The organism is Alteromonas confluentis, assembly GCF_001757105.1.
Lineage (GTDB): Bacteria > Pseudomonadota > Gammaproteobacteria > Enterobacterales > Alteromonadaceae > Alteromonas > Alteromonas confluentis.
The window spans coordinates 180,105-203,185 of record NZ_MDHN01000021.1 but is presented as its reverse complement, the minus strand read 5'-3'; the positions used below and the strand labels follow the sequence as shown (position 1 = coordinate 203,185).

Annotated in this window: 20 protein-coding genes; 5 read left to right on the top strand and 15 right to left on the bottom strand. The window is 49.5% G+C overall.

Annotated features, from left to right (window positions below; genetic code table 11):
• Nucleotides 1-527 precede the first annotated feature (527 nt).
• The 3 genes from BFC18_RS09735 to miaE all read left to right on the top strand — a co-directional run bounded on the left by BFC18_RS09735 (nucleotide 528) and on the right by miaE (nucleotide 2,235).
• The gene (locus tag BFC18_RS09735) at nucleotides 528-779 is read left to right on the top strand and encodes a hypothetical protein (RefSeq protein WP_070125354.1); all 252 of its coding nucleotides are present in this window, start codon (nucleotides 528-530) and stop codon (nucleotides 777-779) included.
• A gap of 17 nt (nucleotides 780-796) precedes the next feature.
• Nucleotides 797-1,366, top strand: coding sequence for a histidine phosphatase family protein (locus BFC18_RS09730; protein ID WP_070125353.1), 570 nt, complete (start codon nucleotides 797-799; stop codon nucleotides 1,364-1,366).
• A gap of 116 nt (nucleotides 1,367-1,482) precedes the next feature.
• Nucleotides 1,483-2,235 (top strand): tRNA isopentenyl-2-thiomethyl-A-37 hydroxylase MiaE, encoded by a 753-nt coding sequence (gene miaE, locus BFC18_RS09725; protein ID WP_070125352.1) that lies wholly within the window; start codon nucleotides 1,483-1,485, stop codon nucleotides 2,233-2,235.
• A gap of 34 nt (nucleotides 2,236-2,269) precedes the next feature.
• Here the strand turns inward: miaE and BFC18_RS09720 are convergent, their stop codons facing one another.
• The 11 genes from BFC18_RS09720 to BFC18_RS09670 form a co-directional block, all read right to left on the bottom strand.
• Nucleotides 2,270-2,911 (bottom strand): pentapeptide repeat-containing protein, encoded by a 642-nt coding sequence (locus tag BFC18_RS09720; protein WP_070125351.1) that lies wholly within the window; start codon nucleotides 2,909-2,911, stop codon nucleotides 2,270-2,272.
• Nucleotides 2,912-2,957: 46 nt separating this feature from the next.
• Nucleotides 2,958-4,808, bottom strand: coding sequence for a methanol/ethanol family PQQ-dependent dehydrogenase (locus tag BFC18_RS09715; RefSeq protein WP_070125350.1), 1,851 nt, complete (start codon nucleotides 4,806-4,808; stop codon nucleotides 2,958-2,960).
• Nucleotides 4,809-5,144: 336 nt separating this feature from the next.
• Nucleotides 5,145-5,780 (bottom strand): response regulator transcription factor, encoded by a 636-nt coding sequence (locus BFC18_RS09710; RefSeq protein WP_070125349.1) that lies wholly within the window; start codon nucleotides 5,778-5,780, stop codon nucleotides 5,145-5,147.
• Nucleotides 5,761-7,047 (bottom strand): sensor histidine kinase, encoded by a 1,287-nt coding sequence (locus BFC18_RS09705; protein WP_070125348.1) that lies wholly within the window; start codon nucleotides 7,045-7,047, stop codon nucleotides 5,761-5,763. Before BFC18_RS09705 ends, BFC18_RS09710 begins: the two co-directional genes overlap by 20 nt.
• 235 nt (nucleotides 7,048-7,282) lie before the next feature.
• A complete protein-coding gene (locus BFC18_RS09700) occupies nucleotides 7,283-9,040 on the bottom strand; it encodes a flotillin family protein (protein WP_070125347.1) in 1,758 nt (585 codons plus the stop codon).
• A gap of 57 nt (nucleotides 9,041-9,097) precedes the next feature.
• Nucleotides 9,098-9,724, bottom strand: a complete 627-nt coding sequence (locus BFC18_RS09695) for a YqiJ family protein (protein ID WP_070125346.1) — start codon at nucleotides 9,722-9,724, stop codon at nucleotides 9,098-9,100.
• Between the two features lie 80 nt (nucleotides 9,725-9,804).
• Nucleotides 9,805-10,545 carry a hypothetical protein gene (locus BFC18_RS09690; RefSeq protein WP_070125345.1) on the bottom strand — a complete coding sequence of 247 codons (741 nt, stop codon included), beginning with the start codon at nucleotides 10,543-10,545 and terminating at the stop codon, nucleotides 9,805-9,807.
• Between the two features lie 67 nt (nucleotides 10,546-10,612).
• Nucleotides 10,613-12,517: an alkaline phosphatase gene (locus BFC18_RS09685; RefSeq protein WP_070125344.1), complete on the bottom strand. Its 1,905-nt coding sequence runs from the start codon at nucleotides 12,515-12,517 to the stop codon at nucleotides 10,613-10,615.
• A gap of 12 nt (nucleotides 12,518-12,529) precedes the next feature.
• Nucleotides 12,530-14,113: an alkaline phosphatase gene (locus BFC18_RS09680; RefSeq protein WP_070125343.1), complete on the bottom strand. Its 1,584-nt coding sequence runs from the start codon at nucleotides 14,111-14,113 to the stop codon at nucleotides 12,530-12,532.
• A 321-nt stretch (nucleotides 14,114-14,434) separates the two neighbouring features.
• On the bottom strand, nucleotides 14,435-15,163 hold the full coding sequence (gene lpxH / locus BFC18_RS09675) for a UDP-2,3-diacylglucosamine diphosphatase (RefSeq protein WP_070125342.1): 729 nt from the start codon (nucleotides 15,161-15,163) through the stop codon (nucleotides 14,435-14,437).
• Nucleotides 15,164-15,226: 63 nt separating this feature from the next.
• A complete protein-coding gene (locus tag BFC18_RS09670; RefSeq protein WP_070125341.1) occupies nucleotides 15,227-15,721 on the bottom strand; it encodes a peptidylprolyl isomerase in 495 nt (164 codons plus the stop codon).
• Between the two features lie 169 nt (nucleotides 15,722-15,890).
• Here BFC18_RS09670 and cysS point away from each other — a divergent pair, with 169 nt between their 5' ends.
• Nucleotides 15,891-17,270, top strand: a complete 1,380-nt coding sequence (gene cysS / locus BFC18_RS09665; protein WP_070125340.1) for a cysteine--tRNA ligase — start codon at nucleotides 15,891-15,893, stop codon at nucleotides 17,268-17,270.
• Nucleotides 17,271-17,358: 88 nt separating this feature from the next.
• Here the strand turns inward: cysS and BFC18_RS09660 are convergent, their stop codons facing one another.
• The 3 genes from BFC18_RS09660 to gloB form a co-directional block, all read right to left on the bottom strand.
• On the bottom strand, nucleotides 17,359-18,411 hold the full coding sequence (locus BFC18_RS09660; protein ID WP_070125339.1) for an ion transporter: 1,053 nt from the start codon (nucleotides 18,409-18,411) through the stop codon (nucleotides 17,359-17,361).
• Nucleotides 18,412-18,418: 7 nt separating this feature from the next.
• Nucleotides 18,419-20,098 carry a lytic transglycosylase gene (locus tag BFC18_RS09655; RefSeq protein WP_070125338.1) on the bottom strand — a complete coding sequence of 560 codons (1,680 nt, stop codon included), beginning with the start codon at nucleotides 20,096-20,098 and terminating at the stop codon, nucleotides 18,419-18,421.
• A 65-nt stretch (nucleotides 20,099-20,163) separates the two neighbouring features.
• Complete coding sequence (gene gloB / locus BFC18_RS09650; RefSeq protein ID WP_070125337.1) at nucleotides 20,164-20,961, bottom strand: hydroxyacylglutathione hydrolase; 798 nt, start codon at nucleotides 20,959-20,961, stop codon at nucleotides 20,164-20,166.
• An 87-nt stretch (nucleotides 20,962-21,048) separates the two neighbouring features.
• Between gloB and BFC18_RS09645 the strand changes: the two genes are divergently transcribed.
• Nucleotides 21,049-21,828, top strand: a complete 780-nt coding sequence (locus tag BFC18_RS09645) for a methyltransferase domain-containing protein (RefSeq protein WP_070125336.1) — start codon at nucleotides 21,049-21,051, stop codon at nucleotides 21,826-21,828.
• 41 nt (nucleotides 21,829-21,869) lie between these two features.
• On the opposite strand, the gene BFC18_RS09640 is transcribed toward BFC18_RS09645, so the two are convergent.
• Nucleotides 21,870-23,072: a multidrug effflux MFS transporter gene (locus BFC18_RS09640; protein ID WP_083273002.1), complete on the bottom strand. Its 1,203-nt coding sequence runs from the start codon at nucleotides 23,070-23,072 to the stop codon at nucleotides 21,870-21,872.
• Between the last annotated feature and the right edge of the window lie 9 nt (nucleotides 23,073-23,081).

Here is a 23,081-nt window from a genome sequence, read left to right as displayed (position 1 = left end):
TAGTGCAACATCCGAGTGAAATGATTTTTTAACATTGTTTTCTGGGGGCTAACTTTTACTATTCTAAATTTTCCCGAATTAAGACAATAATTGCACTACTTATTGTTAAAGGGTGAGATGGACAACTGTCTGTTAGTGGTGTTCTAAATTCGCATATCAATTTGAGTAGTACCATGAGTTATAAGCAATTTTTCTAGCGACATCAATCCTAGATTGAAGTTTATTTATGAGAGTTCAAATTACCGGGGGAGCCGGTGATGTTTGAGACTGACCCACAAAGCAATCATATGAGCTTAGATGTTTTATAGTATGAAATAGCAATTGATGCTAAGCCGTGCCGTTTCACAAACTAACAAGTAGTTTCTCATTATACTGACTCGTAGCAGACTATGCAGAAAGAAAAAACTTCGTGATAACAAACATAGCAACTTAGCTTGAAACAGTCTGTTACACAGGTTTAATCTGCCCCCCGGTATTATTTGAGCCAGCCCGGTGAATGCGATACATTGCTGCTCACGAGGTATCATATGGCAAAACCCAACAAGAAAGGGCCGGTTCGCACAGTGCTCATTTCCTGTCAGCAATGCAAATCCCCCATTTTTAAATACCGTAAAGGCGGCAAAGGTGCGCTGGTAAAATGTTTCATTGAACGCATTGTGGAAGACATGACGGTAAAGCCCTGTCATTGTCCGGGATGCGATCAGGAATTTGCCAGAGAAACCCTGATCCGCGGCACGCCAGCCTACAAGATGATTGGCGGCAAAGTGCATATGAAATGAATTCACAAGGAAACTTCATGGAAAAACACATTTATCTCTGCCGTCACGGTCAGACCGAATGGAATCGTGACAAACGCCTACAGGGTCAGCTCGACAGTCCGCTGACTGAGCAGGGGCGGGCACAGGCAGCGCAGCTGGCTGAAAAAGCAAAAGACTGGGCACTCGAGCTGGTGGTGAGTTCTCATCTCGGCAGAGCGAAAGACACCGCTGGGATATGCGCCAACACGCTGGGTACCGAGCACAAAATCTACGAAGGCTTTTGCGAGCGTAATTTTGGTGAATGGCAGGGGCAGCATACGGCAAACCTGGCGGCGTATCAGGCGTTTAAAGCCCATCGCTACACCCGTCCCGACCTGATGCCGGAGAACGGCGGTGAAAGCGCCAATATGGTGGTGGCACGGTTCACCAAGGAGTTTGAAAAGCTGGTTAGTAGTGAGTCGGCTGAGTCGCTCATGATTGTTAGTCACGGCGATGCCATGGCGTGCATAGCGCACAGCTTTGGCGAAGGGCGCACCATTGATAACTGCGGTGGTATGTTGCTTGGCTGGAAAAACGGCAAACTGCACTGGCAGCGCTGGATAGACTAATAACTCTTATCGGTTTTATGATAGGATCCGCGCCCACGCCCGCTGGTGGGCGTGTTGCTTCACCCTGTAAGTATTAAATCGATACCATTAAACCTGATAAGCAGTGCTAAAAGCCGATGAACGAATTACTCGCGCCAATCCATTCATTTCTACAATGTGAAACCCCGGACGCCTGGGTTGATAAAGCCGCAGACAAAGACAATCTGGCGGTGGTGTTAACCGATCATCTCATCTGCGAGTTAAAAGCTGCGCAAAGCGCTATGTTTCTGATCCGTCGCTATGCGGTAGATAAAGAAAGTGGCGATGCGTTGCTGGCCTGGTTGAAACCATTTGAAGATTTTGCCTACCGCAAGGAAGGTGACTGGCAGTCGCTGCTGAAACACAACAAGCTGTCGAAATCGATTATCCCCAAATCTGGCACGCCTTACGGGCAGGAGCTAATTGATAAAATGGTGCTGCTGATCAAAGAAGAGCTACACCATTTCTTTCAGGTGCTGGAAATCATGAACGAGTACGACATTCCCTATGAAAATATTGCCTCTAGCCGTTATGCGAAGGGGATGCTGCGTCACGTTCGTACCCATGAACCGGCAGCGTTAACAGACAAACTCATCTGCGGTGCATATATTGAAGCACGCTCTTGTGAGCGCTTTGCCAAATTGGCTCCACATGTGGACAAGCGCCTGGGCGATTTCTATGTATCCCTGCTGCGCTCAGAAGCCCGTCACTATCAGGATTATCTTACCCTGGCAGAGGAAATCGCCGGTGCTGATATTGCAGAGCGTATTGCTTTTTTCGGTGAAATTGAAGCCGAATTGATTGCTTCGCCAGATGAAGATTTTAAGTTTCATAGCGGTACGCCAGCGTAATTCTGCTAGTTTCGCTGGCGCTGAAAAATAAGTGTTACCAGTCGAAGGGGCAGTCTGTACAGCCTTCCATGTAGGTACCCTGAAACGTTGCAAAGTGAATGCGTGTACCGGTTAAAACGGCCCGTGATAAATTGGCGTCATTCAATTTTGCTTCCTGAATATTGGCGTTGGTTAAGTCTGCGCCTTTCAGCTGTATTTTGTTCATCCATGCCCTTTCCATTCTGGCACTGCGCAGTATTACGCTGTTCATTTTGGCGCCGGAAAGACGGGCCTGATCGAAATTGATGCCACTGAGGTTCGAGTTATCAAACTTTACACCCTGAGCAAATAATGCCCATCCTGTAGCACCTTCCAGATTACTGTTGATCACCGTTGAAGTTCTCAGATCGCTGTGGTTCAGGTTCACCATAGCCATATTCACATTGTCCAGATGACTTTTTTTGAAGGTGACATAGCTGAGGTTGCTGTGACGGAGATCGGCGCCATTAAATCTCACATTGGTAAACGTGGAACCTGAAAGGTCAATATTACGCAGGTCGGCACCTCGTAAATCGGCGTTAGCGCATTGGGTGTTTGGTGCCAGCGCGCAGCCATCAATCATCTTGATGTCGTCTTCAAAAGGGGGCGGGGCGGCTTGGCTAATAGCAGGAAGCAAGAGTAGTAAAAGCAGTCTCATTGTTTGTACTCCATGAGAAGGCGGGGCAAGGCCCCGCCGCGAGTGATTATCGGCTTGCTAGCTTTTTGTCGAAGTTAGGGATTTTAAATACCCAGAATGAACCGCCCTGAGCAACAGGTTTGGTTAACTCGGCCATATCGCCACCCCATAATGGTACAGCACCGCCGTAGCCTGAAGCGAAACCGATGTACTGTTCGCCATCCATTTCCCAGGTGATTGGGCAGGAAACAATGCCTGAGCCAGTCTGGAACTTCCACAGTTCTTCACCGGTTTTCTCATCGAAAGCTTTGATGAAACCATCACCGGTACCGGTAAAGATCAATCCACCTTTCGTGGCCAGTACGCCAGCCCAAAGTGGTAATTTCTCTTTGTGCGTCCACTTGATTTCGCCTGAAACCGGATCAACCGCCCGCAGTACGCCTACATGGTCATCAAATAGGGTTTTGATTCTGAAACCCTGACCCAGGTAAGCGTTACCTTTTACGTAGTTAACTTCTTCTGTCCAGTAGTCTTCTTTCCAGTGGTTCGCACCCAGATAGAACCAGCCGGTATTCTGGCTATACGCCATAGGGTTCCAGTTTTTGCCACCCAGGAAAGGAGGTGAAACTTCAATGGATTTACCTTTCTCTTCGCCTGGCTCAGGCAGTGGAGGACGCTGTCCTTCTACTTCCACAGGGCGACCGGTATCTGGGTCGATGTGGGTCGCCCAGGTGATTTTATCGACGAACGGGAAGCCTTTGATGAAGTCGCCGTTTTCGCGGTCGACAACATAGAAGAAACCGTTACGGTCGGCATGGGCTGTAGCTTTTACTGTTTTGCCATTATCTTCGTATTCAAACAGCACCAACTCGTTGTTGCCGGAGAAATCCCAGGCATCATTCGGTGTGTGTTGATAGAACCATTTTACTTCACCGGTGGTTGGGTCAACGCCCACTTGCCCTGAGGTATAAAGGTTATCCCAGTTGCGCGGATCATCACCTTTCGCTGTGCGCTTCCAGGTATTCCACGGCGCCGGGTTACCCGCACCAATGATGATGGTATTGGTTTCCACGTCAAAACTTGCACTTTGCCACGGGGCGCCGCCGCCATGGTGCCAAGCTTCAACTAACTCACCATTTTCGTCTCTGGGCCAAGTTGGCGCATTTTTATCTCCGGTTGGTGTACTCTCTTCACCATTCAAGCGGCCCATATGTCCTTCGACGAAAGGACGCATCCACACTTCTTCACCAGTGAGTGGATCGCGGGCGAATAGCTTACCTACAACACCGAATTCATCACCGGATGAACCGTGAATTAGCAGTACTTTTCCGCTTTTTTGATCTTTAACCAGGGTAGGAGCACCTGTCATGGTGTAACCCACACGGTAATCTTCGAAGCGTTTTTTCCACGCGACCTTACCGGTGTGACGGTCAAGCGCAACGATACCGGCATCTAACGTACCAAAGTAAACCAGATCGCCGAAGATCGCGGCACCACGGTTAATTACGTCACAACAAGGGCGGATGCCTTCTGGCAAGCGATGCGAATAGGACCATTTCTTTTCGCCTGTTCTGGCGTCGAAGGCAAAAATTCGCGAGTAGCTGCCTGTTACATAAACAACACCGTCATAAACCAGAGCCTGCGACTCCTGACCACGTTGTTTCTCATCACCAAAACTCATCGTCCAGGCGGGCGTTAGCATATGTACGTTGTCTTTGTTTATTTGATCCAGCGGGCTAAATCGCTGGGCCTGCGGACCCATTCCGTACATGAGCACGTCTTCTGGCGTATTTGCATCGTTCTCAATGTCTTCCCAGGTTACGCCTTTCGCGAGGGCGTTTTGGCTGGCCAGCGCTGCGGCAATCAGCACTGCCGATTTAAGCAGGCCTGTTTTCTTCAGAGTGTTACTTACTGACATATCGCACCTTTCATTTTGTTTATAAAGTGTTAACAGTATGCGACTGAATACAAGCAGAAAAATATAGACTTTTACCCAAAGAAAGTAGGGCAAAATTCCCGATCTTGGTGGGAATAAGGCCTTGATATAAAAGCAATTTATAGTTGATATAAAAAGTGTGAAGCAAAAAAAATGCTAACCCCCATTGAGGGTTAGCATGCAATTGTGTGAGCTGTTGAACCTCACTAAATCAAAGGGCGTCGAACGCTTTCCCCTTAACCTGAATAGAGTGTGTCAAAACAGCGTGAATATGGATACGGAACTCTTCCCGGTTTACGCTGGGGAAATTCCCGAATGTTAATTTGCTACCTTTACATAACCATTATCGATAGCTAAGTGCACCAGTTCTGTGCTGGTTTTTACCTGAAGCTTGTTCTTCAACTGGGTAATGGCATTCGATACCGTTTTGTCTGAAATATTTAAGTCCATGGCAATGCGGTTACGTTTCAGGCCTTTGGCCACGCCCATAAACACATCAAATTCACGGCGTGTGAGTTGGTCGAAAATATCGCGCTTTTCACTGTAGGTATAAGAAGCCAGATTAATAGCCAATTCATGTTCAATATAGGTGCGCCCCGCCATAACCGTTTTTACCGCATCCAGCATCACTTCAGGGCGGCAGCGCTTGCTGATATAACCCGATGCTCCGGTGTGCATGGCACGGTTCACAATAGATGCTTCTTCGAACATACTGAAAAATATAATTTTTAATTCTGGATGGCGGGAAAGAAATCGCGGTGCCAGATTCAGCCCACTCGCCTGGTCCAGGTTAATGTCCAAAATCATCACATTCACATCATGTTGCTTCAGGCACGTCATGGCATCCCGTGCATTTTCGGCTTCGTGAATGGTGGCGTCCGGCAGCATCATTGCCAGCAAAGCGCTGTAGCCTTGTCTGACTACAGCGTGATCATCAACAAGTAGTATGTGCATTTTTTTGTTTCTCCCTAAGGGGTTGCAGCGCAGGCTGCATGGGTGCCTTTAGCGTTATTGTTGTTCCGGCCAGCGCTGTAATATTGAGCGTACCGGCAATAAGGCGTGCTCGTTCGCGCATAGACTCCAAGCCAAGCCCTTCATTTTCTGCCAACGTATTGGGTGCCATGCCTATGCCGTTGTCACTGATAGTCAATTTCACATTTTCGCCCGCGGCATTTTCCTGGGTGTCACTTTCAACTTCGAGCGTCACGTTCGCTCGGGTTGCATGAGCGTGTTTAATAATATTACTGAGCGCTTCCTGCACAATTCTATAAATGTGCATATCACTGTCTGAGCTTACCGACACTGATGTGTCTGGCAGGGAATAGGTAATGGCAATGGTGTTCATTTCTGCCCAGCGCTCCAGCATTTCCTGTAATGCCGACACTAATCCCATTCGGCTCAACGTTACCGGATAAAGTTGTTGGACTAACTGGCGAATGCCCGACTGCATATCGTCGCACTGCTGTTCCAGCAAGGTAGCTGTACGCTCTATAAATTTAGGGCTGTTACTTTGTTGCTTAAGCATAAAGCTTTGCACCCGCAGTCCAGTAACGAGCTGACCAAGATTGTCATGAAGCTCTCTGGCCAGAATTTGACGCTCGTTTTCCTGCAACGATGCCAGACGTGCGCGTAACTGGTGTACTTTCGCTTCGCGCTGTTCCAGGGCGCTGGCCATGTCTCTGGAATGCACAATGACGCTGTCTATTTCTTCAATATCGCTTGGCGCAACATCAACTCGATAATTGCCCTGACCCACCTCGCGCAGAGCATTGCTGAGCTTGCGCAGTGGTTTCATGCGGCTCTGCACTGCCAGGTGAAGAAACGACAATGAAACAACTAACGACAGGGTTAGAATGCCAAAGACCTGGTAAACAGTTGTCAGTACTTCAGCGCGCTCAGCGGCGGGATTTGCAAAAATCAGTAACTGCCTGCCGTCATTATCTGAGGAAGTGAATTGGTCAATGAGCGGGTAGGGAAGCTGTGAACGTAATTCCGGGGTATCGGTGATGACCGCAGTGATGTGGCGACTATGCTGCAATGCCGCACCGATTTGCTGAAAACTCACGCCTTGCTCAACCAAAGCAATGGCCAGTTGATTGGCTGCATCAATTTCGGTTTCCACATCTTCAATGGCCTGACTATAAAGAGCAAACCCAAGCAGGCAGCCCAAAAGCAGGTAGATTGTAGATATAGACAGAACTATCTTGCGAGAAGCTTTCATCTGTTTACGTTTTATTAACCATGGTTACATAGTATGCAGTATTAACAGAAGTTGCTTTGCCACTTTAGCCAAACATTTATAGTACTTTGGTAGCGGTGGGTCATTACGGCGTTATCACAGTGGTGGCGTTTGGGTTTGCTTCGCCGTTCATAAAAAAGCGGAGTACTGGTGTACTCCGCTTTTACAAAATTGCTGGCCTGACTTCCAGTCAGCGGTGATGCTTCGACAAGCTAAATTACTCGGCTGGCGCTGCACCGTTTGACTTTGGCTTTTCAACCGGAGAAGCAACTGGCGCTGGCGTAGTCATGCTGTTCAGTAGCGTGCTGTCGCCTTTCAGCAAATCCGTCAGTGAACCGCCTTGCTTGTCTACCAAACCCACTTCACGGAGCAGAGCATCTACAACCGGGGCATTGGCGCGATAGTTGAGCGCAGCCTGCGTAACCTGGTCGGCCATGCTGCCATTACCTGTACTTAGCGTGCCTTCCTGACCGCTTCCGGAAGCGCCCACACCATAGCCCTGCAGTATTTTAATGCCTTCAATATTCTCCAGTGGCTTAACCGCACTGGCGATAACTTCAGGCAGCACTTTAAGAATAGCCAGCGCTTTTTGCAGCTCAATCTGTTCGTTCTTCAGGGTGTTTTCGGCATCGTACAATGCTTGTTTACCCGCCGCTTCAACGGCCAGTACTTTCTCATCGGCTTCGGCTTGCAGCATTTTCGCATCGGCAGAGGCTTTGGCTTCGGTGAGAATAGCCTGGGCTGCGTTTTCTGCTGCTTCTTTCTTCGCCTGTGCTTCAACGGTAATACCTACTGCCTCACGCTCAGCCTCTTTACGGGCATCGATAACTTCGATTTCCATGCGACGCTTGGCGTCGGCAACCTGACGGGCAGTAATAACCGCTTCTTCTTTTTCTACCTTGGCTTTTTCAGCTTCGGCGGCTTTTGCGCGGGCAGCAGATTCTTCTTCAGACTTGGTGGCAACGGCAATCTGTTTAACCTGCTCGGCCACTTCCACATCTTGCTGCTGAGAAATACGCGCTTCTTCCAATGCTTTTCGCTTGGCAATTTCACGGGTTTCGAGCTCGCGGGATTTATCGATTTCTGCCGCTTCAATGGCCTTTTCTTTGGCGATGGCCGCTTCGCGCTCTTCGCGCTCTTTTTGCTCACGCTGCTTGGAAATTTCTGCTTTCTGCTCCTGGCGCTTAAACTGCAGTACCTGTTCCTGAGTCAAACGGGCTTCTTCTTCTTCTCGTTTGATGTTCAGTGATTCTTTTTCAGCTTCCAGATTCCGGGTTTCAATTTTAATCCGGTTTTCCTGCTGAATGTCGTTGGTTTCTTTGCGCTTTTCTTCAATGATTTTGGCAAGGCGGGCACGACCTTCCGCATCGAAAGCGTTATTTTCGTTGAAGAAGTCTAAATCGGTTTGGTCGAAGCCAGTCAGACTCACCGATTCCAGCTCGAGACCGTTTTTCTCCAGATCGTTGGCCACACTCTGCTGTACTTTCTGCACGAAGTCTGCACGCTGTTCGTGCATTTCTGTCATCGTCATTTCTGCGGCTACTGCACGCAGCACATCAACAAACTTCGATTCCATGAGCTTTTTCACTTCCTCGGCGCGGGTGGTACGTGTGCCGAGTGTTTGTGCAGCCATAGAAATACCACTGGCGTTAGGGGCGACGCGAAGATAGAAATCGGCTTTTACGTCAACCCGCATGCGATCTTTGGTGATAAGCGCATCTTTCTGGGTTTTCTCCACTTCAATGCGCAGCGTGTTCATGTTCACAGGAATGATTTCATGCACCACTGGCAGCACGATAGCACCACCGTCTTTAATCACTTTTTCGCCACCCAGACCGGTACGCACAAAAGCGGTTTCTTTGGTTGCACGTTTATACAGTTTGGCGAATATCAGCCCGATAGCGAGCAGGGCGATGATGACAATCAATGCCAGGATCAGGATCTCCGGCAGATTATTCGATGAGTATGTTTCCATGTTTACTGCTTCCTTTGTTACTACTGTTTCCGTCGTTTATGTTCCCTTAAAGCCGGGCTAGCGATACCTTGTCGCCAACCAGCTTTGCGGATTTTTCTTCACCAGAATGATTTTCTCTCCTCGGGTGAAGGTGTCTTCTGTTTCGAATGGTTCAACAAGTACATAGTGGACCTGACCATACCTGTCAGGAAATTTGGCTTCTGCCGGGCTGCCTGTGCGAGCAACGCCAATGGTAATTTCCGCCACGGTGCCAACAAAGGAATCGGTATCCATTGCGGATGATTCGTTTTTCGGCAGCAAACGTGCCAGCGCGCCACCGAATCGACCGGTAAGGGGCAGGGCGATGAACATTGCAATGGGCACGCCAACAAGTGCAGATAAATAGCGTCCGCTGAAAAAGCTGGAATAGGTCAGATTCAACAGGTAGCCGGTTAATCCGAATAACGTTAACAACAGGATAAACCAGATCATCACGGGCAGACGGTCGAGTGAGAGCCAGCTGGTAATGCTGGACAATCCGGTTACTGTATCTGTACTGCCGTCTATGTCTGGTAAGTCGTCGAACAGACCCAACAAACTGGTGCCCAGCAACATGCCAAGGCATTCAATAATAAAGAAAAGTATGACTATGCCAACCGCTGCACTAAACAGAAAATTGGCATCGTGAAAGAAGAAAGTGGACATTCTTCACCATCCTTGATGAAAATTAAATCCCTTCTTTTATAGCACAAAATTTTACATTGAGGCGAATTTTGCGACAGAGATCAATGATGATGTTCACCAATGGCATTACCGTTGGCATCATAGAAGCCGCTGGCACCCGCTTCAATGAAGCCCTGGTGAACCATGTTGGTGAGAAATGGGTCGGTATGATCGTCGCCGATGTCGGCAAAATCCGTGGTCTGAAATTCTGATCGTTTGGCAAAGAACGCTTTGATGGCCTGTTGATCGTGATCGATGGAATCCTGCTGCCAGCGTATTTCCTTATCACCACGTTTTACACTAAACGAGACCAGTAAATCCTGCGCAGGCATCCAGACGAGATCTATGGTTTCATTGTCTTTTTCCAGATGATAACGGTCTTCCCGGGCACAACCTTCGCCGCGAGAGCTCACTTTCGTCAATTGGCTTATAAAGGCATCTTTGATCAGTTGGTTGCGGTATTCCCAATCGTTATCTACCCGGCCGTGAATGGCTTCGCCTGGTTGATATTCAATGGCACGGGCATGGCTATCGAAAAAGCGGGTAGCTTTCACTCGCTCATGCACATGTTCCCACATTTGGGTAATGTTGTTGGCCGGATATTCGTGGGCCACTACGTTGGGTTTGCGCCACAAGCCCAGGTGTTTTTGACTTTGTTTTTCACCGTGTTTCTCAGTGAAGGTGTATTCAGCGTGTGCCCAGTTTTTCTGTGCGTCACATTGTTGGGCGCTGGTGGAATCGCTGGTAGCAAAAGCGGAAGCCGAGAGTAGCAAGCTGCTTAAAGTGAGTACAATTTTCTTCATAGTTATAACCTGAAAAGGGATGCCCGCAGGCACCCCATAATTTTACTTTAAAAACGTGTCGAACGCGTTACTCAACGGCTGAATTAGCCTGTTCGGTTAGGTCAGCGGCAAAGTCCATCACGTGGAAGATAACGCTTTGCTCGTTGGTGCTGTTGATCAGGAAGGCACCCGGACCTTTTGCATAAATGCCAACGTCTTCACCTGAGTGAGTTTCTGACGACAGTGGCACTAATGCTTCCTGGTGGTAACCTGGTGTTGTGGTATCGACATCGGTGATGTCTTGACGACCAGCAGCCAAATCATAGTTGTAGCCTTCATCAGCATCAGTTTCTGCGCCGAGGTTACGGAAACCATTACCGTTCATGTAGCCCACGGTGGTATATGGCATGCCGTCAGCCGCTGTGGCCGCTTCTTCCGCACCCACGTTAACCACTTTGCCCAGAATTGGGTTACCACGCTTCGGATAACCGGCAATGGTGAACACGTGGCCGTGGTCGGCTGTCACGATGATCAGCGTGTCATCGTCATTGGTTAACTCGTCAGCAACTGCTACGGCGTCGGCCAGCGCGACAGTATCAGTCAGCGCATTGTAGGCGCTGCCCGCGTGGTGACCGTGGTCGATACGGCCCGACTCAACCATCAGGAAGAAACCGTCATTGTTGTTGTTCAGAACGTTAATGGCGGTCTCGGTCATTTCTGCAATTGAAGGTTCACCGGCTACATCGTTAGCGCGGTCGGCTTCGTACTGCATGTGTGATTCATTGAACAGGGCAAACACGCGCTCAGTGGTTTCAGTATCAAGACCATCGAAGCCAGCTTGATCGTAAATGTACACACCGTTTGGATATTGCGTCGCCCATTCTGCCGTTAAGTCACGGCCATCAGTACGATCACCTTCCACAGAACTTACTGCATCAGGGCTGTTAAACGCTTCGTCACGAGGCAGGAATGAACGACGTCCACCGCCCATTACCACTTCGATACCGTCGATGTCTGCACCGAAACGGGCTTCCGTAGCGGCTTCAAAACCAACCAGCTGTGAAGCAATGTCGGAACAGCCTGCTTCAATGGCTTCTGCTGGCATATCGCCATCGTCTTCCCAGTTGCGATCAGCCGATTTGGCGTAAGTCGCTGCAGGTGTCGCGTGGGTAATACGTGCCGTTGACACGATACCGGTAGATTTACCGGCCAGTTCAGCCAGTTCCAATGCGGTTACCAGTTCAGTACCGGCAACCGTGCTGCAATCGCCACGCACCACACCTTCGCTTACCCCGATAACACCCACGTCAGTTTTCACACCGCTCATCATTGCCGACATGGTGCCGGCAGAATCTGGTGTTTGCGCATCAACGTTATAGGTTTTAGACAAACCAGCGAATGGGAAGCGGTCAAAGCTCAATTGGTTCTCTTCACCGCTGTCACCGTTCATCTGGCCTTCCAGAATACGTGCAGCAGTCACCGTAGATACACCCATGCCGTCGCCAACGAACAGAATCACGTTCTTCGCTTTACCGTTTAACTGGGCAACCGCGGCTTCCAGAGATTCGTGCTTAGTAACCGTGGTGTTGCTGGTAAGGTTACGGGTACTTTCGGTAGAAGAGGTGCCGGTAGCCTGCAGCCACACATTTTTGTTTGCTTCTACTTCTGCCTGACCGGCAACGAAGTAGTCGTTGTTCAGGCTGGTCAGCAGTTCAGAATTATCGACCTGGGTATTTGCCTGCACACATACATAGCTGGTGTCTGTGATTTCGTCTTCACCCAGTGCGCCGTCAGCATTGCTGTCCAGACCGCTGTCGAAACGCACGCCACTGTTAGGGCAGTTTGCATCGCCAGTTGCCAGTTCAGTTTGTACTGTCAGGCTGTTCAGGCCGTTGTTGCCATCGGTACCGTCAGCACCATCGTCGCCGTCCAGAGAACATGCGGTCAGGCCAGCCATGGCCAAAGCTAATACGCTATATTTAAATGCTTTCATGATGTCCTCTTCTTATTCTTCAAGCAGACCAAGAGACTGGTTAATCAGGTGGAAAACAACAGACTGTTCAATAACACCCTGAATTAACTGGCTGCCAGGGCCGGTGCCGTGCAGTGAAATGTCTTCACCAGAGTGGGTTTCTGATGTCAGTGGGATCAGCGCTTCCTGGTGATAGCCAGGCGTGGTGGTGTCTACTGCGGTGATGTCCATACGGCCTGCGTTCACTTCTTCGCTGTAAATCGCATCAGAGTCGGTTTCAGTGCCCAGGTCGTTAAAGCCGTAGCCGTTCATGTAACCAACGGTGGTATACGGCATATCGTCGGCAGCGGTGGCGGGTTCGTCAGCACCCACGTTAACTACTTTGCCCAGAATTGGATTACCGCGCTTCGGATACCCAGCGATGGTAAATACGTGACCGTGGTCAGCCGTAACCAGGATCAGGGTTTCAGATGGATCTGTGTTTGCAACAGCAGCTTCGATAGCCGCTTCCAGTGCCAGTGTTTCAGACAGTGCGCCTGAAGCGTTACCGGCATGGTGCGCGTGGTCAATACGACCAGATTCAACCATCAGGAAAAAACCTTTGTCGTTATTGTCCAGAATATCAATTGCTTTGGTGGTCATTTCGGCAACAGAAGGTTCACCGGCAACATCGTTAGCGCGGTCTGCTTCGTACTGCATGTGAGATTCGTTGAACAAGCCGAACAGGCGCGTTGTGGCAGCCGCATCGACGCCATCGAAGCCTGCCTGGTCAGTGATGTAAACGCCATCGCTGTACATTTCTTGCCATTCCGCGGTGAGATCCCGTGAATCGTTACGGTCACCTTCCACTTCGCTAACTGCATCTGTGCTGTTAAATGCTGCATCTTTAGGCAGGAATGAACGACGACCGCCACCCATGACCACGTCAATACCGTTTACATCGATACCGGTGAAGCGGCTTTCCAGATTCTCTTCGAAGTGAACCAGTTGGTCAGCGATATCAGTACAGCCCGCAGTAAGGGCTTCTTCTGGCATATCGCCATCATCTTCCCAGTTACGGTCTGCAGATTTAGCGTACGTGGCCGCTGGGGTAGCGTGAGTGATGCGTGCTGTTGAAACCACACCCGTAGACAGACCTTTAATTTCTGCCAGTTCCAGTGCAGTTACGGCTTCGTTGCCAACAACCGTTGAGCAGTCGCCGCGCACAATGTCTTCATCCACACCGATAACCCCAACATCGGTTTTCAGGCCCGACATCATAGCGGTCATGGTACCGGCTGAATCAGGTGTTTGCGCGTCTACGTTGTAGGTTTTTACAAGTGCAGTTCCTGGAAAGCGTTCCCAAGCCAGATATCCTTCTTCACCCATTTCACCGGCGAGCTGACCTTTACGAATGCGCGATGCAGTGAGGGTAGAGACCCCCATGCCATCACCAACGAACAGGATGACGTTTTTAGCACGGAAATTATTATTGGTTTCCAGCTTTTCTGCGATTTTTGTCTGTGCATCTGTGAACCATGCGCTTTCCGCCTGATAGGCTGGAAGTACGTCGGCCTGCAAACCAGACGACACTGCCAGTGCAAGCGCGCTGACAGAAGCTTTCCAGTTAAATTTCATTGTGACATTCCTAATTTATGTTTTCGTTATCGGCGCTGTAGGCCGTTTGCCATCAGGAACAGGGGAAAGGGTGTGACGACGATGTGTAGCCGAGATCACCCTTGGTCAGTGGAGGACATCCCTATCCTGGGTCGCAAGATAGCCTAGGGATGATTTATGACGTAACCGTTAATGCTCCATGAAGGATTTATGGCAATGTGTGACGTTTCTGTGACGGGTAACGGTGAGCTAAGTCGTTGAAAATGTTATAACGTAACGAGTCTGTGATTGAGGTGAAGCCGTTTTTCTCGTCGGAGCTGCTATCGAAATGTTAGAGGAGTGTTACTGACTGAACTTTCTATTTTCGAGGCTAATTTCGTCAGTACTGACCTTTAAAACTGAGCCTTGATCATACCAGTCACCCAACACGATGCGGGTTGCGGGTTTACCATTCGCTTCCAGAGAATGAATGTTGGGGCGGTGTGTATGGCCATGAATGAACCGCTGCACGTTGAATTTTTCCATGGCTTTTACCACTTCTTCCGGAGTGACGTCCATGATTTCAGCCGTCAGGCCGCTCTGGTTCATTTTACTTTTTTTACGGCCGTTCTCAGCCACTTTACGGCGGTAAGAAAGGGGAAGGGCAAGCATTAAACGGGGCCACCACCAACCACGGCTTTTCTTACGAAATTTCTGATACGCCACATCCATGGTGCACAGTTCGTCGCCATGACTGATTAATGTTGGATTACCATATAAGTCGATAACCGCCTGCTCTGGCAGCAAGGTCATACCGGCTTGTTGTGCCCAGCCATCACGAATGGCGAAATCCCGGTTACCATGAATAAAGAACACGGGGGTGTTTAAACTGAGTGCTTTGAACGCTGCAGCGATTTTGTCGTTAAAAGGCGTTTTATTGTCATCGCCAATCCAGTATTCAAAAAGGTCGCCTAGAACGTAGAGGGCTTCAGCCTGTGGCGCTTCGTCTTTAAGAAAGGCAAGCAGACAGTCGGTAATATCAGGACGGTCTTCGCTTAAATGAATATCAGCAATGAAATAAGTAAATGGCATGCGACTACATCAGAATAAACGAGGCAGCAGGGCGCTGCCTCTGATTTTCAAAACTGCGAGAGATTACTCTGTAATAACAGCAGATTCGATGATGACCGGCTCTACCGGTACATCTTGGTGGAAACCATTGGTGCCGGTTTTAACGGCTTTGATTTTTTCAACCACGTCCATGCCGTCGGTTACTTTACCGAATGCGCAGTAGCCCCAGCCGTTTACTGATTCGCTGGTGTGGTTCAGGAAGTCATTGTCGTTCACGTTAATGAAAAACTGACCTGTCGCTGAATGCGGATCGTTAGTACGTGCCATGGCGATAGTGCCTTTTTCGTTGGCAACACCGTTATTCGCTTCGTTTGCGATTGGCGCGTTAGTGGCTTTTTGATCCATGTCAGGCGTAAAACCGCCGCCCTGGATCATGAAACCATTGATTACGCGGTGAAAAATCGTGTTGTCATAGAAACCTTCTTTCACGTAGTTTAGGAAGTTTTCTACCGTTGCAGGCGCTTTGTCTGCAAATAATTCGATGGTGATATCACCGTGATTGGTTTTTAAAGTAACCATGATTCGCCCCTTATCTGTGTCCCAGGCATTTAAAGTGGGCTAATGGTAGCCGATTTCCTGCGGGAGATAAATTATTCACTGATAAAAGGCGGCAAAACCTGTGCGACCGCTATCGGTAGTGCTACACTTTCGCCCCGAATTGATTCCATGTAAAAAATTGAGGATACCTATGCTACACCTATACAACACACTGACCCGGGAAAAAGCACCATTTGTTCCGTTGAAGGAAGGATGCGTGGGGTTATATGTGTGTGGTATCACGGTGTACGACCTCAGCCACATGGGCCATGCCCGTACGTACCTGAGTTTTGATATTCTGGTGCGTTACCTGCGTCACAAGGGCTACGACGTGAACTACGTGCGAAATATCACAGACGTAGACGACAAAATTATCGCCCGGGCCAATGAGAACGGTGAAACCACTGACGAACTGACCGCTCGCACAATCGCGATGATGCACGAAGATTTCGCGGCTATTAATTTGCTGGAGCCGGACATCGAGCCGCGCGTGACTACGCATATGGCGGAAATTATCGACATTATCGAAAAACTGCTGGATAAAGGCTACGCCTATGTGGCAGAAAGCGGCGATGTACTGTTCGATGTGAGCAAGTTTGGTGATTACGGCAAACTCAGCCGCCAGAATCTGGAGCAGTTGAAGGCCGGTGCCCGGGTGGAAGTGGCAGCAGGCAAAGATGATCCGCTGGACTTCGTGTTGTGGAAGCAGGCGAAAGCCGGCGAACCTTATTGGCAGTCACCGTGGGGTGACGGTCGTCCTGGCTGGCACATCGAATGTTCGGCCATGAACCATAAACACCTTGGCGCGCACTTTGACATTCACGGTGGCGGTTCTGACCTGACCTTCCCGCACCACGAAAACGAAGTAGCGCAATCCTGCTGCGCGTACGATACAACCTACGTGAATACCTGGATGCACACCGGCATGGTGCAGGTGGATAACGAGAAGATGTCCAAATCACTGGGCAACTTCTTTACCCTGCGCGACGTGCTTAAGGAGCATGATGCAGAATCGTTGCGTTTCTTCCTGATGTCAGCGCACTATCGTAGCCAGCTGAGCTATTCACTGGATAACATCACCCAGGCGAAAGCCGGTCTTGAGCGTTTGTACACGTCACTGCGTGGCGTAGATGTAAACTCTGCGACGGATTTATCCCACGGCGGTTATCTGGAACGTTTTGAATCGGCCATGAATGACGATTTGAACGTGCCGGAAGCGATTTCCGTGTTGTTCGACATTGCCCGTGAGCTGAACAAGCAGAAAGGCAATGCGGAGGAAGCCGGTAAGCTGGCGGCAGTACTGAAAGGCATTGGTGGCATTGTCGGTATTCTGCAGGCGGATCCGGAAGCCTGGTTGCAAGGTGGCAGTAACGACGATGAAAGTGCTGAAATTGAAGCGCTGATCAAGCAACGTAACGATGCCCGCGCCGCCAAAGACTGGCCTGCAGCGGATGCCGCCCGTGATGCACTGGCCGCCATGAACGTGGTGCTTGAGGATGGCCCGAACGGCACAACCTGGCGCAAAGGCTAAGCCTTCTTTAGTTATTAGCAATTAAAAAAGAGGTGCTGTTCAGCACCTCTTTTTGTTTTCAGCGATCATTGCCAGTTAAGCGTACGATTCACTCCAACGGACCGGGAGTCGTGTTTTTCACGCCGGCTTCTGGTACGGGTTTGTTTTGATTAGCGAGTTCGTCTTTCCAGCGCTGCTGCGCCACGTGGGCTTTGACCAGTTCCAGACATTCATTAATCACATTTAAGACTTCTTTATCGAGGTCGTCAGCCACTGGCGTGTAGTCGTGTAAACCGGCATCAACAAAATGGTCGATTTGTTTGGCATCGAGGTCTGAAAGCAGGTTGATTACCGAGGCGGTAACAATATCAGTAACGGCAGATTCCAGCGTATTTTCAATGGTTTTTCCAACCACAGGAATATAGTGGAGGGTGGAAACCTGATCGTTGCTTTTCACCGCTTTGCCTACGGATTTACGTACATGCTCGCGGATGACTTCGCCGTAGTGGCCGTGGCTGATGGCGTCGCCGAAATGATTTAACACCCCGGCCAGCCATTGGGTGAGAATAGGGCGGCATGGCGCCAGCACTTGTCGGCTTATATCATCAACCAGCGGCGAGCCAGCTGAAATGTCTTTTTGCGCATCGCTCAGTATTTTCACCACAATGCGATCTGACAATTCTTCTACCAGCACGTCATAGTAAAAGCGAAAGAATCGAAAAACGGCGGTTCGGTTCAAATCGATGATGTGCTGTTTATGCATGCGATGCAAAATGGAGAAAATGCGCAGAAAACGGAATATACGCGTCGCACCCAGGGGGATCAAACCGACAATATCGTACCAGTGCAGAAACGGGAAAAAGTACCAGCGCAGATGTTCTTTGCGCACCACTGACACGACCCATCGAAAACAGAATTCAACAAAGAAAATGATAATGAAGGTGAGGTCGACAAGAATAAAGTTCTTGTGAATGGGGTCGTAGGCGGCGGTAACACCGGGAAACCATGACTCGAGCTGGTCATGCACCAGCCCGGTACCGTACATGGCATCGAACAACAGCCAGGCCAGATTTATCAATAATAAACCCAGCATGACAAGGTCAAGAATTAACCAGGGTGTTTCATGACTTTTCCGTAAGTTTGCCCAGTTAATTCTTAACATGGTTGGTTTATCCTACATTTTTGAGTCTCGTTACATCCACGTGGAGTTTCAGCTTCTGACCCGGCTGAAGGTATCGCTTCTTGCTCAGGCTATTCCAGGTGGTGATGTCTGACACTTTTACATTAAACTTACTAGCGATACGGGAAAGACTGTCTCCCGGTTTAACCGTGTAAGTCAGAGAACGCATAATGGCAGAAGCATCCGCTTTCGGTTTATCACCACCTTGCCAGATAACTAACGTTTTACCCGGACGCAGCGTGTCACCCGGTGCCATGCCGTTCCACTTCGCCAAATCACGTGTGCTCACCTTATATTTACGGGACAAATCCCAGAAGGTATCGCCGGATTTCACTGTGTGCGTTACCTTCGTCGAAGATTGGGCACGGCTTTGCAGTGAAGCCAGACGTTGATCTTTCGAGAGTGAGTAGGCATCAAGCTCTTTGAGTGCCACCGGGATCATCACAAAATCACCCACGCGAATCATGTTGCCCGACAGACCATTCACTTTTTTGATGATGTCGGCAGTAGTGTGATATTGCTTGGCAAGTTTCAACAAGCTGTCGCCACTTTTTACTTTATGACGGGCCCAGTTAAGACGGTCGTGACGGTCGATGGCGGCCAACTCTTGTGCAAAACTGTCAGCTTTTTCTATTGGCAATACGAGCTGATGCGGACCATCAGGATCAGTGGCCCAACGGTTGAAGCCAGGATTCAGTGCATGTAAATCTTCTAAATCCATGTCTGCCAATTCGGCAGCGAATGCCAGGTCGACCTGGGAACCGATATCGACCAGTTTAATCACTTCCACGTTATCAATGGTGGGCCAGGCAAAACTGTACTCATCACGGTTTTTCAGGATGTCGGCAAGGGCCAGTAATTTGGGCACATAAGCGCGAGTTTCACGGGGCAAATCCAGCGACCAGAAATCGGTTGGCTTGCCGGCTTTACGATTTTGCTTAATAGCGCGAAGCACACGGCCCTCGCCCGAGTTGTAGGCGGCGAGGGCATGCAGCCAGTCACCGTCGAACATTTTATTTAAGTAGGTAAGGTAATCTAATGCGCCTGCGGTAGACGCTACTACGTCGCGGCGGCCGTCATACCACCAGGTCTGACGAATACCAAAGCGTTTGGCTGTGCCAGGAATAAACTGCCACATACCCGCTGCGCGACCGTGAGAGTAGGCAAAAGGATCAAAGGCACTTTCGACAATCGGCAACAGCACAATTTCCAGAGGCATATCGCGCTTTTCAATTTCTTCGGTAATGTAATATAAGAACGGACGCGCGCGATTCACCACACGGGCCATATACTCAGGGTGCTTTAAATACCAATTACGTTGACTGGTGAGACGACGGTCGTCAGGAATAGTAAACGCCATTTGCGCCGCGACGCGGGTCCACACGTCGTCTATGACCACTTCCGCCGGCGCCTCAGGTTCTACTGCTTCTTCCAGTGTCTCGTCTACATCTTCTACCGGGTGAACCACTTCGATAACGCCTTCTTTGGCGATTTCGCAGTCTTCCGCATCTTCGATTGGCGTTTGGCCAATCTCGCAGGTATCGGTATCGCTGGCAGCATTCATTTCTGCCGCTTGCTCATCGGCAATAGCCTGCTCGTCTGTCGTCTGGCAACCACTTAACAGGCTGACCAGGGTAATGCTGGCGAGAAGGCTCTTTACTGATTTCATTAATTTACTGCCCCGCGATTAAACTTCAAAACGTGATATTGTATCGGTGTCTGCCCCCGAATGCATTAAAACTCATCTTTCCACTTACGAATTGCAGCAAAAACGGCCACTTCATCGGCTGGTTGTTCACCTTTAAATGATGCCGCTGAATGGGCAACATCAGGCTGATTACTGCGCATAAACGGATTGATGGCTTTTTCTTTCTGCATGGTTGAAGGCAGTGTAATGCACTCTTCAGACCTAAGTTTGCGCACAAGGTTCGCATGTTCCTGCAATACCGTGTTGTTGGGTTCAACGGCAAGTGCAAACTTCATATTAGACAAGGTGTACTCATGTGCACAATACACTTTAGTCTCATCAGGCAGACGCTTCAGTTTATTCAGCGAGTGCAACATTTGTTCAGGTGTACCTTCAAATAAACGTCCGCAACCGCCGGAAAATAACGTATCTCCACAAAACAGCACGCCGTGACCATAAAAGCCAATATGATCGAGAGTGTGACCAGGCAGTTCAACCACCACCAACGTTAAATCAAGCACATTGAGGTGCACGTCATCACCTTCGTCAACCCGTTTCGTCAGACCGCTAATTTGATCGTTGGCGGGGCCAATGACAGGTAATGAAGGATTGGCTGAGACCAGGCGCGGAATGCCGCCTGTATGATCGTGATGGTGGTGAGTAATTAACACCGCCGCGAGTTCCAGTTCATGCTGTTGGCAGAATTGCATAACGGGCTCTGCGTCACCCGGGTCAACCACTACCGCATGGTGATCGTTATGCAGACACCAGATGTAATTATCGGAGAAGGCGGGAATGGCAGTGATGTGTATTCCGTCAGGGAGAGTCGAAGACGTCCGGTTCATGGGATACCTGCTTGTGAAAAGGGATTAATGCGATACTATAAGAACTTGATAGCAGCGACGCAACTAATTGGATCAGCCTGAAATTTAATGAAATTGGCTTACCGGGCGAAACCGCCCAGATACCCACTGTCGTGGTCAGAACTTCCTGCGGGTGAAGCAATTCACGACGCAGTGCAATCCGTCAGCAACAGCCTGTCGTCGCGGGTCTTTGGCTATCACTTCGTGAAATTAGGGGCGCTAAGCAGTGCCGTGGAATTACCAAAATGCGGTGTTTCTCATCACATTCGGCAGGCGCCAGAAAAGATAGATAACGCGTCTGTTGTTAGCCTTTCCTCTGAATTACCTTACGTTGAAAACAGTATCGACGGTTTTCTACTCGCCAACGAACTGGATTTCTGTCAGGACCCCCATCAAATCCTTCGCGAAGTCGACCGGTGTATAACGCAAGACGGCTACGTGATCATCAGTGGGTTTAATCCTTTTAGTCTCACCGGTATTGGTAAATATCTGCCGCTGAAACGGGGGAATTTACTACACGATGCCCGGTTCTTTTCATCGGGCCGGGTAAAAGACTGGCTGCAACTACTGGGTTTTGAAGTGATTGAAACCCGTCACATCTTGTTTTCTATGCTGTTTCTCAAGAAGCAGTTTTCGATTTCCGCGAAGTGGCACAGCCGCGTAAGCCGGTATTTTCCCTGGTGCAGTTCGGTGTACGTGATCATCGCCCGCAAACGGGTGGTGCCGATGACCACCATTAAACCGCAATGGAAACTCAAGCCACGTTTTTCAGCAGTAGGCGCGAGTATGCGCCTCTCTGATGGTGCCTGTAACGAGCAACTTGGCCAGCGTCGTCAGTCTTGTAAATAACAGACTTTTAAACAAACCGTTTGGCCCATTTGGCTTAGCCATTATGCCGTATGCGGATGTTGCGCATTAACGTGTACGCGTACTAAAAGTAATGCGCTAATCAGCGTAAAGACCAGCATGATGCCCGCCATCGGCAGTACTGAATCATTACCAAGCCAGGCCAACAATAACGACGACACAATGCCGCTGCCATATTGCAGCGAGCCTATCAGGGCAGAACCAGAACCGGCTAATTCCGGTACCAAATCCAGTGCGGCCGTTGTGGCGCAAGCAGCAATAATGCCGTTCATTGAAAAGAACACCAGTACGGTAGTCATTACGAAGGGAAGGGGCGGGTCAAAAAATACTACGCCGCCCACCAATACCAACATCGCTAGGGCAGACACGGTAGTGGATATTTTCAATAATTTTTCCAGCGACCATATTTTTACCAGCTTTCTGTTCAAAAAGCCCACGCCAACAATACCAACAACGTTAATCGCAAACAGCCAACCATAGATGTCGGGCGATACGCCATAAAGCCGGATATATACATGAGACGAGCCTGTGATGAATGCGTACGCAGCCACGTAGAAACTGGCCAGACTTAGCGTGAAGCGCATGAAAGGACCGTTTTTCAATAAGGTTGCATAGTGGCTGAATGCATGGGAAAGCGGCGCTGTTACGCGTTTTTCAGGCGGGTGTGATTCGTTAAGCAGAAACAACGCTGCAAACATGGCCACACCCAGTACCACCAGTAACCAAAAGATCCAATGCCAGGAGGCATAATGCACAATGAAGCCACCAAGAATAGGGCCACCAATCGGTGCAATCGCCATGATCATCATGAGTGTGGTTAAGGTATGCGCCGCTTCTGTTCGCTCAAAGGTGTCTCGCACTATGGCGCGAGCCAGCATGGGCGCAGTACAGGCACCAATAGCCTGAAATACCCGCCAGCACACGATTTCAGTAATGCTGTTAGAAAGGGCGCAACCGGCTGAGCCTATAATGAACAGCACCATGCCAATGAAAAGCGGTTTCTTTCTGCCAATGCGATCGCTTATTGGTCCCCAAACGAGCTGCGCAATCGCAAAGCCAATCAGGAAACCGGTAATCGTTAATTCGACGTTGCCATTCAGTTCCTCTTCCATCACCGGCATGGCAGACAAATATACATCCGTCGACAGCGACGTAAATGCCATCAGTGCACTCAGAATGAGTAATAAAGAAATATGCGAAAGGCCATGATTCTGGGACGTTTGCAAAGCGCAGCT

Excerpts from the sequence above, each read along its gene's own strand:
- BFC18_RS09655 (WP_070125338.1), bottom strand. The coding sequence starts at position 20,098 with ATGAAATCAGTAAAGAGCCTTCTCGCCAGCATTACCCTGGTCAGCCTG.
- BFC18_RS09690 (WP_070125345.1), bottom strand. The coding sequence starts at position 10,545 with ATGAAGAAAATTGTACTCACTTTAAGCAGCTTGCTACTCTCGGCTTCC.
- BFC18_RS09700 (WP_070125347.1), bottom strand. The coding sequence starts at position 9,040 with ATGGAAACATACTCATCGAATAATCTGCCGGAGATCCTGATCCTGGCA.
- BFC18_RS09685 (WP_070125344.1), bottom strand. The coding sequence starts at position 12,517 with ATGAAAGCATTTAAATATAGCGTATTAGCTTTGGCCATGGCTGGCCTG.
- BFC18_RS09715 (WP_070125350.1), bottom strand. The coding sequence starts at position 4,808 with ATGTCAGTAAGTAACACTCTGAAGAAAACAGGCCTGCTTAAATCGGCA.
- BFC18_RS09680 (WP_070125343.1), bottom strand. The coding sequence starts at position 14,113 with ATGAAATTTAACTGGAAAGCTTCTGTCAGCGCGCTTGCACTGGCAGTG.
- gloB (WP_070125337.1), bottom strand. The coding sequence starts at position 20,961 with ATGAACCGGACGTCTTCGACTCTCCCTGACGGAATACACATCACTGCC.
- BFC18_RS09695 (WP_070125346.1), bottom strand. The coding sequence starts at position 9,724 with ATGTCCACTTTCTTCTTTCACGATGCCAATTTTCTGTTTAGTGCAGCG.
- BFC18_RS09730 (WP_070125353.1), top strand. The coding sequence starts at position 797 with ATGGAAAAACACATTTATCTCTGCCGTCACGGTCAGACCGAATGGAAT.
- BFC18_RS09670 (WP_070125341.1), bottom strand. The coding sequence starts at position 15,721 with ATGGTTACTTTAAAAACCAATCACGGTGATATCACCATCGAATTATTT.
- miaE (WP_070125352.1), top strand. The coding sequence starts at position 1,483 with ATGAACGAATTACTCGCGCCAATCCATTCATTTCTACAATGTGAAACC.
- BFC18_RS09645 (WP_070125336.1), top strand. The coding sequence starts at position 21,049 with ATGAAATTGGCTTACCGGGCGAAACCGCCCAGATACCCACTGTCGTGG.
- BFC18_RS09720 (WP_070125351.1), bottom strand. The coding sequence starts at position 2,911 with ATGAGACTGCTTTTACTACTCTTGCTTCCTGCTATTAGCCAAGCCGCC.
- BFC18_RS09735 (WP_070125354.1), top strand. The coding sequence starts at position 528 with ATGGCAAAACCCAACAAGAAAGGGCCGGTTCGCACAGTGCTCATTTCC.
- cysS (WP_070125340.1), top strand. The coding sequence starts at position 15,891 with ATGCTACACCTATACAACACACTGACCCGGGAAAAAGCACCATTTGTT.
- BFC18_RS09660 (WP_070125339.1), bottom strand. The coding sequence starts at position 18,411 with ATGTTAAGAATTAACTGGGCAAACTTACGGAAAAGTCATGAAACACCC.
- BFC18_RS09705 (WP_070125348.1), bottom strand. The coding sequence starts at position 7,047 with ATGAAAGCTTCTCGCAAGATAGTTCTGTCTATATCTACAATCTACCTG.
- lpxH (WP_070125342.1), bottom strand. The coding sequence starts at position 15,163 with ATGCCATTTACTTATTTCATTGCTGATATTCATTTAAGCGAAGACCGT.
- BFC18_RS09710 (WP_070125349.1), bottom strand. The coding sequence starts at position 5,780 with ATGCACATACTACTTGTTGATGATCACGCTGTAGTCAGACAAGGCTAC.